Below are 14,281 nucleotides of genomic sequence, written 5' to 3'. Positions count from 1 at the left end.
TTTCCTTAGCCGGCATATGTGCTGGCCACGATGATCGGGCCGAGCACGGTCAAAATCACATTGCCGACGGCGTAGGGAACGGCAACGCCGAGGACCGGTGTTTGGCTCTCCGCCATCTCGCAGGCGCCGGTTACCGCGGCATCGACGGTCATCGCGCCTGCCAGCGCGCCGCAGGTCACCACCGGATTCATGCGCAGCACGTAAAAGGCAAACAGTGTCGCGACCACCAACGGCACGATAGTAATGACGAGGCCCATGCCGACCAGCATCAGGCCGTGCGCCTGAATCGCGGTCCAGGCGGCTGCGCCGTTGCCAAGACCGATCGCGGCGATGAAGCCGCCAAGCCCGACATCGCTTAGCGTTTGCTGCGCGGCAGGCGGCAGCGCGCCTAGGGTTGGCCGGCGCGAACGCAACCAGCCGCAGACAAGGCCGGCGATCAGCGCGCCGCCGCCGCCGCCAAGGGTCAGCGCGACGCCGCCAACCTTGATGCTGGCAAGCCCCGCAAGCAGGCCGATGGCGATGCCGGCGGTAAGGAAGGCGATATCGGCGCGGTCGCCCGTCCGCAGTATCTGGCCCACGTTGCTGGCGGCCCGCTCGATATTCCTCGTGCTGCCGACCAACGTCATGACGTCACCCACGTAGATGCGTGTATCTGCGCTCAACGGCACTTCGCGGCCCATCCGCGTCAGGGCACGCAGGAAGACGCCGCGCGCATTGCCGCCGACCTGCTCGGCAACGTCCTTGACGGAACGACCGTGAAGCCTGCGATTGTCGACCAGCACTTCGACCACGTTGCCGGGAATTGCCTTGAGGATCTCGTCGGCGTCGATCTCGGTGCCGATGATCGGTCTGGCGGCGACGAGGGCTGCGGTGCGTCCGGCGATGACGATGTTGTCGCCACCCTCCAGCACGGTGTCCAGATGCGGCTCTATGTCGATCCCTTGGCGAACGATACGTTCAACGACGGTCCGGCTTCCGATCTGCTCCTCAATCGATTTGACCGATCGCCCCGCAGCGGTCGACACGAGATAGGCGCGAGCCTGAAATTTTCGGTAAGAAAGATTTTCGGCCGGCGGTACTTCGCCCCCCGCAAGCTCGGCTTCCAGCTTCTTGGCCTCCGCTTTCAGGTCGATGCGCATCAGTTTCGGTGCGACGAACGGTACGAATAGCAGTGTCAGAATGTAGCCGAGTACATAGGTGACGGCGTAGCCGGCTGCGATATTGGCTTCCTGCTGCTTCAACTCGTCGGCCGGCAGACCGAGCTGGGCCAGCGCGCCCGACGCGGTGCCGATCACCGAAGATTGCGTCAGCGCACCCGCGGCGATTCCCGACGCCGTGCCAGGATCGAGCTTGAGGCTGGATGCGAACGCCAACACGATCAGCAGTCCGGTGCCTCCCAGCACCAGGGCCATCGCGACTTGCGCTAGCGTGCGCAGGCTGAGCGACGCGAAGAACTCAGGCCCTGAGCGGTAGCCGATCGTGAACACGAAGAGGCTGAAGAGAATGACGCGGAGCACGGGAGGGAATGTGAAGCCGCCGAATTGCCCGATCAGCACCGCCACGATCAGGACACACGCCGTGGTCCCGATCGCAAATCCGCGAATCTTCACGCGGCCCAGGATCGTGCCGACGGCAACAGCCAACAGCAGAAAAATCTCCGGAGCAGCGGAAATGATCCACCTGATCGTGTTCATATCGCATTTCTCCCGGCGAGCTTTGCCGGAATGTAATTCCAGGAATCCAAGGGATTGCTTGATTCATATCAAGCGGAGGCAAGGCGTTGCCGATGGTGATGCAGCGTTTGCGAGGGAAGAGCCCGCCCCGTTGCCTCGCCCGTTGGCCGGTCAGAGCCGGGAGAGTCTCTCATCTGCCGCGCCAGAGCGGGGTTTGTCCTAGAAATGGAAGCAGCGTCAAAGTGTTAGTAATGTTATCGGGACTGTCATGAGCGCATATGTTGTGACAGAATGCTTCCCGGGCTCCTGTGCGAGGGGATTGAGCCTTGGTGGATTTTATCTTCAGGGCGAACATCGCTCATTTCAAAGAGCTGTTGGCGATCGAAACAGACGCGGTGAAGATCGCGATCCTGCAGAGGCTGCTGGCCGAGGAAGAAGCCAGGCTGGCCGAGTGGCAAAAGCAAAACCCAACACCGAAGTCAGCGTGAGACCACTCTATTTTTTGACGTCGCTCAAAACCGTCTGATGCTTCGGCAGTAAGGTTCGACTCCCAGACGCGGGAGTTGCCTCATGGACGACGAAATCCTTTACGCCGCGAGCATTGTGATCTTGGGGCTAGCCCCATTTGCCTTTGCTGCGGTTGCGATCTTGATGTAGTTGCGCGCGCCTGAGTTCGCAGCCTCTTCATTCCTGCGCGTCGGCGATCGGTCGCGAGGGCGAAGTGCCGCGGTGCCGCCACTGCACAAGCTCGCTGATGCCATATGCGACAGCGGCAGGGCGACGTCTGCCCAATTTCGGAATATTAGAATATATCCCTGAGTTGCCCGACATGTCAAGTTGCCCGGTCGAACGTCGGGCGCCGCCGGCACCTTTGCATGGGGTTGTTTTCGATATTTTGGCAACGCCCCCTGCGACGGCGTCATAACTCCATCTGACCTAGCCGCCTTTCACCGCGCCCGCCGTGAGCCCGGCGACGATCTGCCGCTGCGCCAGCACGGTGAGCAGCAGCACCGGCGCGGTCACGATCAATGCGGCGGCGGCGAGCGGGCCCCAGCTGAGCTGGTCGAACGAGATCATGTTGTAGACCGCGACCGGCAGCGTGCGGGTCTCGCGTCCGGCCAGCACGATGCCGAACACGAAGTTGTTCCAGGAGAAGATCACCGCGAGGATGAAGGCGACCGCGAGGCCGGGCCTTGCGATCGGCAGCGCGACATGGCGGAACACCTGCCAGCGGGTGGCGCCGTCGATCAGTGCGGCTTCTTCCAACTCGAGCGGCGTGGTCTCGAAATAGCCGATCATGATCCAGATCACGATCGGCACGGTGACCACGAGGTGGATGATGATCTGCGGCACCAGCGTGCCGAGCAGGCCGAGCCACTGGAACAGCAGGAACAGCGGGATCAGGTACGACAGGCCCGGCGTGATGCGCGCGATCAGGATCACGATCGCCGATTTATGCGCGGCCATCCGCGCAATGCCGTAGCCGGCGGGCACGCCGACCAGCATCGCCAGCGCCGTGGCGCAGCCGGTGACGACAAGGCTGTTGGTGAAATAGGTCAGGAAGCGGTTCGACGCGAACACGTCGGCATAGTTCTTCCAGGCGATATGCTCCGGAAAGAACACCGGCGGATAGGAGGCGTTGTCGATTTCGAATTTCAGCGACAGCGAGCCCATCCAGAGGAAGAACAGGATCGCCGGCGAGACGATGACGAACACCGACAGCCAAAGCCCGATCCGGCCGACGATATAGCGCGGGTTCATGCCTCGCTCCCGAGCTGCGACGTCCACAGCAGGCGCTTGCGCAAGTAGAGCAGCAGCGCTGCCAGCGCCACGATCAGCAGGAAGAACACCACCGCGATCGCCGATCCGTAGCCGAGGTCGTAATAGACGAAGGCGACGCTGTAGAGATAGACGTTGATGGTCTCCGACGCCGAGCCGGGCCCTCCTTGCGTGATCGCGAAGATGATGTCGAAGCTTTTCACCGCGTCGATCATGCGGATCATGCCGGCGATGAACAGGAACGGCATGATCAGGGGAAGCGTGATGAAGCGGAACACCTGCCAGAAATTGGCGCCGTCGATCTGCGCGCTCTCATACGGCTCGGTCGGGATCGCGGCGAGGCCGCCGAGCACGATCAGCATCACCAGCGGTGTCCATTGCCAGGTCTCGACCAGCACCAGCGAGGGAATCACGGTGGTCGGGTTGAACACCCAGAGTTGCGGCGGCAGGCCGACCAGCGAAAGTAGATAGTTCAAGACGCCAAGCTGCGGGTGGAACATCATGGTCCACACCAGCGCGATGGCCACGGGTGTCGCCATCATCGGCATGATGAAGATGCCGCGCAGGAAACCGCGCGCGGCGAATTTCTGGTGAAACACCACCGCCGCCAGCGTGCCGAACACCAGCGGCAGCAATACCGACAGCGCGGTGTAGGACAATGTGTGCCCGACCGCCTCGACGAAGCGCGGATCGGTCGGCAGCCGCAAATAGTTGGCGAGCCCGACGAAGGTGGTGGGCGAACCGACCTTCCATTCCTGCATGCTCATCCAGATCGTGAACACCCAGGGAAAGATGATCACCGCCAGCACCACGACGAGCGCCGGGATCACGAACGGCCAATAGGACGGCGGACGCCATTCACGCGCCGGCGCGGCATGATCGGCCGCAGCCGGCGAAGCTTGAGTCACCACGCTCACGCTTTTTCGCTACGCTCCAGGATGGGGCGGAATTGCTCGTGCGCCTTCTTCAGCTCGGTGGCGGGATCGGTGCCCGACAGCGTCGCGGTCAGTGCCGCACCGACGATGTCGCGGAATTCAGCGACCGGGATGATGACGGGCAGGCCGAGCTTCGAGATCTTGGCGGAATCGACCACCGATTGCAGCCATTCCTTGGTCTTGACGCCCTTGGCGACCTCGGCATCGTCGACGATGGAGTTGCGGAATGGTACGCCGCCGCCGGCTTGCAGCAGGCGCGCGCCCTGTCCCTTCGAAACCACCCATTGGCAGAGCAGATAGGCGGCTTCCTTGTTCTTGCTGGCGGCGGCAATGCCGACGCCGTCGCCATAGGTCGAGGAGAAACTGCCCTTGGGACCGGCCGGCACCAGCGTGTAGCCGACCTTGCCGACGACGCGTGAGGCGGCGGGATCTTCCAGCGGCGGCGCCCAGCCGTCGGCGTCGATCCACATCGCCGATCTGCCTTGGGTGAAGGACGCCATCGACTCCATCCAGTTGAAGCCGGCGACGCCGGGCGGCGCGCATTTGGTCAGCAGCCGCTGATAGAGTTTTGTCGCTTCGACGGCCTCGGGGCCATCGGTCAGGATATTGCCCTTCGCATCGAGGAATTCGCCGCCGTAGTTCAGATAGAAGTTGGTCCACATCGCCATGTTGGCGTTGCGCAGGCCGCGGCCGACGAAGCCGTAGATGCCTTCCTTGGGATCGGTGAGCTTCTCGGCGGCGACCGCCATCTCCTCCAGCGTCTTCGGGACCTCGACGCCCTTCTTCTGGAACAACTCCTTGTTGTAGTAGAGGATGAAATAGTCGACCGACCACGGCAGCGACAGCATCTGGCCCTTGTCGTTGCGTGCATATTGCAGGCCGGCTGCGGAGAAATCGCTCTCGACGAGGTCCGGCAGCGTCAGGCTCGGATCCTTGAGATAGCCCGACATGTCGGCGAGCCAGCCGGCCTTCTCGAATTGCCGCTTTTGCACGTGATAGCTGAGATGAACGACGTCGAAGCTCGGCTTGCCCGACGACAGTTCGATCACGCATTTCTGGCGCTGCTGCTGCTCGGGGACCTGCTCGGATTCGACCTTGATGCCGGTGAGCTCGGTGAATTCCTTGATGTATTTTTGCAGATTGTCGCCGCGCGGTCCCTTGGCGAGGCTGACTTCGAGCGTGGTGCCGGAATATTTCTTCCAGTTGACCTCGGCGCGGGCCGGAAATCCGGTCATTCCAACCGCGCCCGCGGCGGCCGTGCCCGCCAGCATCTGCCGGCGCGAGATCAGGTGATGCGACATGTTTCTCTCCCAGGGACTGCTTCTTGTTTGGGAGGGATACTAGAGCATGATCCGGAAAAGTGAACACCGGTTTTCCGGACGGATCGTGCATCGACCGATGCACCAACAGCATTGATACGATCAAAAATCGCATCGATGCTGGAGCGCTTCTGCGCGTCGTCTTGGGCAACATACGCGGCGCCGCATGATGCAGCGCCGCGCGTGCGATGGCAGTTAGGCCTTGACGAAGGCGAGCAGGGTGCCGTTCGCAGCAGCCGGCGGCACGGTGATGCCGCCGCCGTTCTTCACGCCGGTCGCGCCGAGCGCCTTCTCGGTGGCGGCAAGGTCGGCCGCGATCACGAGGCCGGCGCCGCCGCGCTCGGACAGGCCGTCAAGCGACACGCCGGGATAGCGCTTGCCGAGCTGATCCCTGGTCAGGAACACGAAGTCGGCGCGATCGCCGCCGGACGGCACCGCAACCGCACCGTCGGGATCGTTCCTGACAGCGATATCGATCATCTTGGACAGATGCGCGGCATCGGTTGCGGGATCCGGCGAGACGATCAGCACCTGCTTGAGGCGGTTTGCCCCATTGGCGTGCGTCATCAGTTCGGGAATCCACACCGTCTCGCGGGTCTTGTGCTGGCAGGCGAAGATGCGGACGCCGCCGGGCGCCTCGGCGGTCGGCCACTGGAAGGTGCGGAATTTCGCCGCCGAAACGGTGCCATCAGGCAAGCTCACCGGGCGCTCGAAATCGGTCGGCCCGATCGGGGCATAGCCGCGTGTTCGGATCTCCTCGGCACCGGCGGTGGAATCCACCGCGGTGAACGCGATCCGTTCGATGCCTTCGCCGCGCTTCTCCAGGAAGGCGCGCGCCGGAGCATTGTGTTCCGTCGGCGTCAGCACGCCGAGCAATTCCATGTAATCGGGGTCGAACATGATGGTGTAGTTGCCCGATCCCATATGCGCGCTGTGGGTGCCGCGCGGCGACACGGTGAAGCCGAGCCGCTTGTAATTCTCGGCCGCCTTGTCGAGGTCTTTCACCATGACTACGGCGTGATCGATTCCGATGACGTTCTTGAGTGCCACTTGTTGTCTTCCCGGCTGAAATAGGAGAGTAGAGTGAAGCTAACCAGAATGACCGGGCGCCCGCAAGAAAGGATCATGATGACCAGCAATGCCGTGCGCTGGCCCAATTCGCTCTGGGCAGCCGTGACGCCGTCAGGGCCCGATTGCCCCGAATTGACCGGCGCGCAGCAGGCCGACGTCGTCATCATCGGCGGCGGCTTCACGGGGCTGTCGACCGCGCTGCATCTGCGCGAGGCCAATGTCGACGTCGCGATCGTCGAGGCCGCAGAGCCGGGCTGGGGCGCCTCGGGCCGCAACAACGGCCAGGTGATCCCGACGCTGTCGCGCCCTGATCCCGATGACATCATCAAGAGGCACGGCGCCGCCGGCGAGCGCTTCGTCGCGATGCTGCGCGACAGTGCGGCAATGCTCTTCGACGTCGTCAAGCGCTACAACATCGAGGCCGAGCAGGAGCAGGCCGGCTGGGTGCAGCCGGTTCATTCGCCCGGGCGGATCAAGATCGCCGAACGACGAGTGCAGCAGTGGTCGAAATTCGGAGCGCCGGTCGAATTGCTGTCGCGCGACCAGACCCGGGACATACTCGGCTCGGATGCGTGGTACGGCGGCTTCTGGAACAGGACCGGCGGTCACGTCAATCCGCTGGCGCTGGCGCGGGGCCTCGCGCGCACCGTGCTTGGGCTAGGTGCGCGGATCTACGCCCGCTCGCCCGCGCTCGCTTTCGAGCGCCGCGGCGATCGCTGGGTGGTGAAGACCGAGAAGGGCGAAATCTCCGGCCGCGCGCTTGTCGTCGCCACCAATGCCTATAGCGGCGAGTTCGCGAAATCGCTGGTGCCGGAGATCGCGACCGAGGTGATGCCGGTACTGTCGTGGCAGATGGCGACGCAGCCGCTGTCGGACAATGTCCGCAAGACCATCATCCCCGGCCGGCAGGCGATGTCGGATACCCATGGCGAGCTCTACTTCGCACGCTACGACGCCCGCAATCGCCTCGTCACCGGCGGCGCCGTGCTCGGCCCCGGTGATAAGACCGCGCGGCTGAAGGCGCGGGTGACCGAGCGGTTGCAGCGTCTGTGGCCGCAGATCGGCGACGTCTCGTTCGACTATGTCTGGAACGGCTATGTCGGAATGACCGCGGATTTCCTGCCGCGCATGCATCGCCTCGGACCGAACGCCTATGGCTGGACCGGCTGCAACGGCCGCGCCGTCGCGCTGACGATTCCGCTCGGCCGCGAATTGGCAAGGGCCGTGCAGGACGTGCCGGAAAGCGAGCTGGCGCTGCCGTTCACCGAGCCGGTGCAGTACATGGCGCACGGCTTGCTACGCAAGCTCGCGCCCTGGATGCTGGTGCTGTACCGGCAGCGCGATGCGCAGGAGCTGGTCGGGGGCGATCGCTTCGAGCTGCTGCGCTGGGCGGAGCATTTGCTCGCCTCGCGCCGGTCGCGGTAAAGGCGAGCAGCCTGATCAGGCGATCAAGGCGTCGCGCTTTCGCGTGAAATCGCCGCCGGGGATCGCCGACAACAGCGCCTGCGTATAGGGATGCTGCGGCTTGCCGAAGACTTCATCGGTCAATCCTTGCTCGACCACGGCGCCATCCTTCATGACAGCGACGAGATCGCAGATCTGCGCGGCGACACGCAGATCATGGGTGATGAAGACGATGGAGAGGCCGAGCTGCTGGCGCAGCTCGGCGAGCAACCTCAAGACCTGCGCCTGCACAGAAACGTCGAGTGCCGAGACCGGCTCGTCGGCGACCAGCACATCCGGCCTCAGCGCCAGCGCCCGCGCAAGCCCGATGCGCTGCCGTTGGCCGCCGGAGAATTCGTGCGGGAAGCGGTCGCCGGCGGACGGGTCGAGCCCGACCAGCTCGAACAGCTTTCGCGCTTCCGCGATCGCGGTGGCGCGGTCGGTGCCGTGCACGATCGGTCCCTGCGCCACCAGCTCGGCCGCCTTGCGGCGCGGGTTGAGCGAGGCGAAGGGATCCTGGAACACCATCTGGATGTGGCGGGTCTCGTGCCTGATCTCGTCGCGGCCGAGTTTTGCCCAGTCCTTGCCGTCGAGCACGATCGATCCGGTGTCGGGATCGACCAGCCGGACGATGCAGCGTGCCAGCGTCGATTTGCCCGAACCGGACTCGCCGACGATGCCGAGCGTCGCGCCGCGCGGCAGGCGCAGCGAGACGTTCTTCACGGCTTCCGTGATCCGCGCGCCGCGGCCGAGGAAGCCGCCGGTGCGGTAGGTTTTTGAAACCCCGTCGATGGTCAGAATGTCCTTGCCGGACAGGATACGCGGCGGCGGCGCCGTCAACGGCGGCACGGCAGCGATCAGCTGCCTGGTGTAGGCATGCTGCGGATCGTTCAGCACCTTGTCTGCCGTGCCTTGCTCGACGATTGCACCGTGCTGCATCACCACGACGCGGTCGGCGATCTCGGCCACCACGCCGAAATCATGGGTGATGAACAGCACCGCGGTCTTCTTGCGCTGCTGCAGATCGCGGATCAGCTTCAGGATCTGCGCCTGCGTCGTGACGTCGAGCGCGGTGGTCGGCTCGTCCGCGATCAGGAGCTTCGGGTCGAGCGCGAGCGCCATCGCGATCATGGCGCGCTGGCGCTGGCCGCCGGAGAGCTCGTGCGGATAGGCCTTTGCGGCTGCCTTCGGGTCGGGGATGCGAACGTCCTCGAGCAGCGCCAGCACCCGCGCGTTGATCTCGGCCTTGGACAGGCCGGTGTGGATCGCAAACATCTCGCCGATCTGGTCGCCGATCGTGCGCAACGGGTTGAGCGCCGTCATCGGCTCCTGGAAGATCATCGCGATCCCGGCGCCGCGCACATCGCGCATTTCTGCGGCATCGGCGGCGCAGAGATCGCGACCGTCGAACATCATCCGGCCTTGTTCGATGGTCACCTCGTTCGGCAGCAGCCGCATGATGGCATTCGCCATCATCGACTTGCCGGAGCCGGATTCCCCGACCACGCAGAGGATCTCGTTCGACGCGATCGAGAGCGAGACATCGGACAGCGCATGCGGCCGGTCGGCGCCTTTGGGCAGCCGCACCGTCAGGCCGTCGAGCGAAAGGACAGTCTCGCTCATCGGCTCTTAAGCCTCGGATTGAGCGCATCGTTGAGGCCCTGGCCGACCAGCGACACCGCGAGCACGGTGACGAGGATCGCGATGCCGGGGATTGCCGAGACGTACCACTGCACCCGGAGCACGTCGCGGCCGAGCCCGATCAGATTGCCCCAGGAGGCGACGTTGGGATCGGACAGCCTTAAGAAAGCGAGCGCGCTCTCCAGGAGGATCGCGACCGCCATCACCACGCTGGCATACACGATCACGGGTGGCAGTGCGTTGGGCAGGATCTCGCCGAGGATGAGTTGCACATCCTTCATGCCGAGGGTCTTGCCGGCCTGCACGAATTCGCGGTTGCGCAGCGACAGGAATTCGGCGCGGGTCAACCGTGCGGCGCCGGCCACGACACCACGCCGACCGCAATGGTCACCGTGGTCAAGGTCGAGCCGAACACCGCGACCAGCACCAGCAGCAGCACGAAGTTCGGCAGGGTCTGGAACGCCTCGGTGATCCGCATCAGCACATTGTCGACCCAGCCGCCGTAATAGCCGGCGAAGGCGCCGACCAGGATGCCGATCAGGATCGCGATCATCGTGGCGACGCCGCCGATCAGGAGTGAAATCCGCGCGCCGTAGAAGATCTGCGCGGCGATGTCGCGCCCGGAATTATCTGTCCCGAGCAAAAAGCGTGGGTTGGAGAACGGCCAGACCAGCGGCCTGCCTGCCAAGGCAAGTGGATCGCGCGGATAGAGGAAACCCGCGCTGACAGCCATCGCGATCACGAGCAGCAGCAGGATCAGGCCGATCACCGCGGCCGGACTGCGGAAATAGCGTTTCGCCGCGTCCATCGTCAGCCCTCCGCCGCGATGCGCGGATCGAGCCGCGCGTAGAGCAGGTCGACGACGAAATTCACTGATATGACCAGCAGCGCCGAGACGAACACGATGCCGAGCAGCGTGTTGAGGTCGCGCTGCACCACCGATTCATAGGCGAGGCGGCCGAGGCCGGGCAGCGAGAACACGCTCTCGACCACGACCGAGCCGCCGAGCATGGTGCCGGCCTGCAATCCGATCAGCGTCACCATCGGCAGCAGGGCGTTGCGCAGCACATGACGGGTGATGACATGGGTTTCGTCCAGCCCCTTGGCGCGGGCGGTGCGGACGAAATCGAGGTTCAAGACCTCCAGCATCGAGGCGCGCATGATGCGCAGATAGATCGCAAGGAAGATCAGCCCGAGCGTCAGCGTCGGCAGCACCAGATGGGCCGCGATATCGAGCACGTGCCAGATCCCGGTCTGGACGTTGCCGATGTCCTCGAAACCGCCGGGCGGCAGCCATTGCAGATAGACCGAGAACACCACGATCGCCATCAGCCCGAACCAGAACGAGGGCGTGGCGTAGAAGATCAGGCCGAGCGTCGAGATCATCGTGTCCGGCCAGCGGTTGACGCCGCGCGAGGCGATCACGCCGAACACGAGGCCGAAGAAGAACGCGAACGAAAGCGAGGCGGTCATCAGCAGGATGGTCGGCGGCAGCCGTTCCAGGATCACGGTCGCCACCGGCTTGCCGTAGATCGAGGAGAAGCCGAGGTCGAGCCGCACCAAATGCCACAGATAGTTGCCGAGCTGCGCCGGAACCGAGAGGTCGAGCCCGTAGAACTTGCGCAGCGCCTCGGCGGTCGCGGCGTCGCCGCCGCCCATCTGCGCCATCAGCGCATCGACGGTGTCGCCGGGCGCGAGCTGCAGCAGCAGGAACACGCCGATCAGGATCAGGAACAAGGTCGGAATCGAGGCGGCAAGCCGCCGCCCCGCAAGGCTCAGGATACGCATGCCTTTTACTCTGTCATTGCGAGCGAAGCGAAGCAATCCATCGCGCAGCGCGCGCGGAAGGATGGATTGCTTCGTCGCTTTCGCTCCTCGCAATGACGGTGTAGATGGATCCGGGCCCTATTGGGATTGAAATTGCCACCAACTTACGCCGAAAGCCAAAGATCGTGCCAGCTCGCCGAGCCCCAGCGCGGGGTGTTGGAGTGGTTGCGCGCCTTGGCAGTGATCACGGTGACGAAGATCTGCTCGATCGGCATCCAGACCGGCAGCTCGGTGTTCACCTCCTTGACGAAATCGGCATAGAGCGCCTTGCGCTTGGCCGGATCGACTTCGGTTGCGGCATCGTCGATGGTCTTGTCGACGGTCTTGTCTTCCCAGCCCCACTGATTGGTCCACGGCGCGCCCTTGGGCTGGCCGGAGCGGTACCACACCGTGGTCGAGACCGCGGGGTCGTTGCGATACTGGTGCCAGCCGGTGGCGAGATCGAAGGCGTGGTCGTCATAGACCTGCTTGAGGAAGCCGCCGCCGTCGTTGCGCACGATGTCGACCTGGATGCCGACTTCGCCCAGCGACTGCTGGATGAAGGTCGACCACAGCGAGATGTCCTCGCCCCACGGTGCCGGCAGCAGTTTCAGCGAGAAGCGGTTGCCGCCGCTGGCCTTGAACCCGGCCTCGTCGAGCAGGGCGATGGCCTTGGCCTTGTCGTAAGGATATTGCGGGGTGTTCGGCCCGGGATAGAAGTCGGTCGAGGTCGACGGGATCGGGCCGGTGCCGAGCTTGGCGAAATCGCCCAGGAAATTCTCGATGAAGAACGGCACGTTGATCGCGTGCGCGATGGCGCGGCGGACGCGGATGTCGGCCAGTTCCTTGCGGCGGAAGTTGAACTCGATGGTGTTGGTGCGGGCGTTGCCTTCATTGCCCTTGGTCGAGACGATGAAGCGCTTGTCCTTGCCGAGCCGCGCCATGTCCGAGATGGTCAGGCCCGAGAACGGACTGTAGTGCAGCTCGCCGGCCTCCATCTGGGCGGCTGCGGCGGCGCGGTCGGTGATCACCTTCCAGACGATGCGGTCGAGATAGGGCGCGTTCGGCCGCCAGTAATCCGGGTTGCGGTCAGCGATGATGTATTGCCCACGCTCATATTTGACGAATTTGAACGGACCGGTGCCGACCGGCGCCAGATTGGTCGGGTTCTGCCTGATGTCGCCGCTCTCATAGAGATGTTTGGCGGAGACGTAGCCGAGGTCGGGCAGGGCGCGCAGCAGCAGGTTCAGCGGCATCGGACGCTCGTAGCGGAAGATCGCGGTCTGCGGATCAGGCGTATCGACAGCCGTGAGGAACAGCTGCAGCGTCGATCCGTAGTTGAGGATCTTCTTCCACATGTTCATCGCGGTGAAGGCAACGTCCTCCGACGTGAACGGCTTGCCGTCATGCCAGGTGATGCCCTTGCGCAGCTTGAAGGTGACGGTCTTGCCGTCCGGCGTCGCCTCCCAGCTCTCTGCGAGCACGCCGACCGGCTGGCCGCTGGCGTCGAGGTCGACGAGATTTTCCTGGATCTTGCCGCCGATGATGTAGACCCCGGTCGAGGCCTGGATGCTGGGGTTGAGCTGGCGCTGCTCGGCGCCGTAATGGACGTTGAACACGCCGCCCTTGCGCGGGGTCTCCTGCGCGAAGGCCCGCATCGGATTGATGACATTGGCGGCAATTGCGGCCGAGGTCAGAAGGGCGGTGCGGCGGTTGATCTCGAGGCGGCTCAAATCCATACGCGGGTCTCCGGAACGTAACTAAAGGCTTGCATCGGGCGGCCGGCCGATCGGTCATGGCCGCCTTGCACCGATGTTACCTTGGAAAGGGAACCCGAGTCGAACCCGGCTCATTTTCTAATGCCGCGGCCTTTTGGAGGATCCTTTCCGAAACCTGAAGTGGCGCATCGCGGCGCGTCGCAACCCGAATTGTGCGCGGCATTGTCGCACCGCGGCGGCGCAAGATGCGCAAGGTGATTCTCTCCAGGGAGCGTTTCGGGAGCCCCGAAGCCGCTCAAACGCTGTAATTTTAGGGGTCGGAAGCGCCTTGACTGGAAAAAACACTGGAAAAAACCCTGATTCGGGCGCTGTCCACAGCGATATTCGTGTGGTGAGTGCAGAAAACACTGTTTTTCTCGGCGTTTTCCGCCATATCGTGCCCACTCCAGAATCAATGGAGCAACCATGGCTACCCAACTGTCGAAGTCGCAAGTGATCGAGAAGATCGCGACCACCACCGAACTCTCCAAGCGCGACGTCAAGAACGTTTTGGACTCGCTCGTCGATGTCGGCCACAAGGAGCTGAAGAAGGCCGGGGTGTTCCTCGTCCCCGGCTTCGCGAAGTTCGTTGTCGTCAAGAAGCCTGCGACCAAGGCGCGCAAGGGCACCAACCCCTTCACCGGCGAAGAGATGATGTTCAAGGCCAAGCCGGCCCGGAAGATCGTCCGCGCACGGCCGGTCAAGGCCGCCAAGGACGCGGTTTAAGATGAAAGGCCTCCGGTGACGGAGGCCTTTTGCTTTTGAGCCGTTAGCCAGCCGCAGTAGGTTGCCTGCCCGCGAGAGTGTTCGAGCGAAATGGACACCGGCTCGCATGTGGAAACGCGCCAAAGCAAGCA

Annotated in this window: 11 protein-coding genes and 1 pseudogene; 3 read left to right on the top strand and 9 right to left on the bottom strand. The window is 63.8% G+C overall.

Going from position 1 to position 14,281, the window contains the following annotated elements:
• Window positions 1-5: 5 nt before the first annotated feature.
• The gene (locus tag H8A92_RS07920) at window positions 6-1,694 is read right to left on the bottom strand and encodes an aspartate:alanine exchanger family transporter (RefSeq protein ID WP_229195270.1); all 1,689 of its coding nucleotides are present in this window, start codon (window positions 1,692-1,694) and stop codon (window positions 6-8) included.
• A gap of 305 nt (window positions 1,695-1,999) precedes the next feature.
• Between H8A92_RS07920 and H8A92_RS07915 the strand changes: the two genes are divergently transcribed.
• Window positions 2,000-2,161, top strand: coding sequence for a hypothetical protein (locus tag H8A92_RS07915; protein ID WP_229195294.1), 162 nt, complete (start codon window positions 2,000-2,002; stop codon window positions 2,159-2,161).
• A 448-nt stretch (window positions 2,162-2,609) separates the two neighbouring features.
• Here the strand turns inward: H8A92_RS07915 and H8A92_RS07910 are convergent, their stop codons facing one another.
• From H8A92_RS07910 to H8A92_RS07895, 4 genes are all read right to left on the bottom strand, one after another.
• Window positions 2,610-3,434, bottom strand: a complete 825-nt coding sequence (locus H8A92_RS07910) for a carbohydrate ABC transporter permease (RefSeq protein WP_229195268.1) — start codon at window positions 3,432-3,434, stop codon at window positions 2,610-2,612.
• Window positions 3,431-4,369, bottom strand: coding sequence for a carbohydrate ABC transporter permease (locus tag H8A92_RS07905; RefSeq protein ID WP_229195266.1), 939 nt, complete (start codon window positions 4,367-4,369; stop codon window positions 3,431-3,433). Before H8A92_RS07905 ends, H8A92_RS07910 begins: the two co-directional genes overlap by 4 nt.
• On the bottom strand, window positions 4,366-5,688 hold the full coding sequence (locus tag H8A92_RS07900; RefSeq protein ID WP_229195264.1) for an ABC transporter substrate-binding protein: 1,323 nt from the start codon (window positions 5,686-5,688) through the stop codon (window positions 4,366-4,368). The genes H8A92_RS07905 and H8A92_RS07900 overlap by 4 nt, the downstream gene beginning before the upstream one ends.
• A 213-nt stretch (window positions 5,689-5,901) precedes the next feature.
• Window positions 5,902-6,756, bottom strand: coding sequence for a VOC family protein (locus H8A92_RS07895; RefSeq protein WP_229195263.1), 855 nt, complete (start codon window positions 6,754-6,756; stop codon window positions 5,902-5,904).
• Window positions 6,757-6,834: 78 nt separating this feature from the next.
• On the opposite strand from H8A92_RS07895, the gene H8A92_RS07890 reads away from it, so the two are divergent.
• Complete coding sequence (locus H8A92_RS07890; protein WP_229195262.1) at window positions 6,835-8,202, top strand: NAD(P)/FAD-dependent oxidoreductase; 1,368 nt, start codon at window positions 6,835-6,837, stop codon at window positions 8,200-8,202.
• 15 nt (window positions 8,203-8,217) lie between these two features.
• Here the strand turns inward: H8A92_RS07890 and H8A92_RS07885 are convergent, their stop codons facing one another.
• The 4 genes and pseudogenes from H8A92_RS07885 to H8A92_RS07870 all read right to left on the bottom strand — a co-directional run bounded on the left by H8A92_RS07885 (window position 8,218) and on the right by H8A92_RS07870 (window position 13,406).
• Window positions 8,218-9,843 (bottom strand): ABC transporter ATP-binding protein, encoded by a 1,626-nt coding sequence (locus H8A92_RS07885; RefSeq protein ID WP_229195261.1) that lies wholly within the window; start codon window positions 9,841-9,843, stop codon window positions 8,218-8,220.
• Window positions 9,840-10,669 (bottom strand): annotated as a pseudogene (locus H8A92_RS07880) (ABC transporter permease). The gene H8A92_RS07885 and the pseudogene H8A92_RS07880 overlap by 4 nt, the downstream one beginning before the upstream one ends.
• 2 nt (window positions 10,670-10,671) lie before the next feature.
• The gene (locus tag H8A92_RS07875) at window positions 10,672-11,649 is read right to left on the bottom strand and encodes an ABC transporter permease (RefSeq protein WP_229195259.1); all 978 of its coding nucleotides are present in this window, start codon (window positions 11,647-11,649) and stop codon (window positions 10,672-10,674) included.
• Between the two features lie 143 nt (window positions 11,650-11,792).
• Complete coding sequence (locus H8A92_RS07870) at window positions 11,793-13,406, bottom strand: ABC transporter substrate-binding protein (protein WP_229195257.1); 1,614 nt, start codon at window positions 13,404-13,406, stop codon at window positions 11,793-11,795.
• 444 nt (window positions 13,407-13,850) lie between these two features.
• Here H8A92_RS07870 and H8A92_RS07865 point away from each other — a divergent pair, with 444 nt between their 5' ends.
• Entirely contained in the window at window positions 13,851-14,150 is a 300-nt protein-coding gene (locus tag H8A92_RS07865) for an HU family DNA-binding protein (protein ID WP_021077434.1), read from the top strand.
• The last annotated feature ends 131 nt before the right edge of the window (window positions 14,151-14,281 follow it).

This window comes from Bradyrhizobium acaciae (assembly GCF_020889785.1).
Lineage (GTDB): Bacteria > Pseudomonadota > Alphaproteobacteria > Rhizobiales > Xanthobacteraceae > Bradyrhizobium > Bradyrhizobium acaciae.
This window is presented reverse-complemented; position numbering and strand designations above follow the sequence as displayed.

Excerpts from the sequence above, each read along its gene's own strand:
- H8A92_RS07910 (WP_229195268.1), bottom strand. The coding sequence starts at position 3,434 with ATGAACCCGCGCTATATCGTCGGCCGGATCGGGCTTTGGCTGTCGGTG.
- H8A92_RS07900 (WP_229195264.1), bottom strand. The coding sequence starts at position 5,688 with ATGTCGCATCACCTGATCTCGCGCCGGCAGATGCTGGCGGGCACGGCC.
- H8A92_RS07875 (WP_229195259.1), bottom strand. The coding sequence starts at position 11,649 with ATGCGTATCCTGAGCCTTGCGGGGCGGCGGCTTGCCGCCTCGATTCCG.
- H8A92_RS07870 (WP_229195257.1), bottom strand. The coding sequence starts at position 13,406 with ATGGATTTGAGCCGCCTCGAGATCAACCGCCGCACCGCCCTTCTGACC.
- H8A92_RS07920 (WP_229195270.1), bottom strand. The coding sequence starts at position 1,694 with ATGAACACGATCAGGTGGATCATTTCCGCTGCTCCGGAGATTTTTCTG.
- H8A92_RS07885 (WP_229195261.1), bottom strand. The coding sequence starts at position 9,843 with ATGAGCGAGACTGTCCTTTCGCTCGACGGCCTGACGGTGCGGCTGCCC.
- H8A92_RS07865 (WP_021077434.1), top strand. The coding sequence starts at position 13,851 with ATGGCTACCCAACTGTCGAAGTCGCAAGTGATCGAGAAGATCGCGACC.
- H8A92_RS07890 (WP_229195262.1), top strand. The coding sequence starts at position 6,835 with ATGACCAGCAATGCCGTGCGCTGGCCCAATTCGCTCTGGGCAGCCGTG.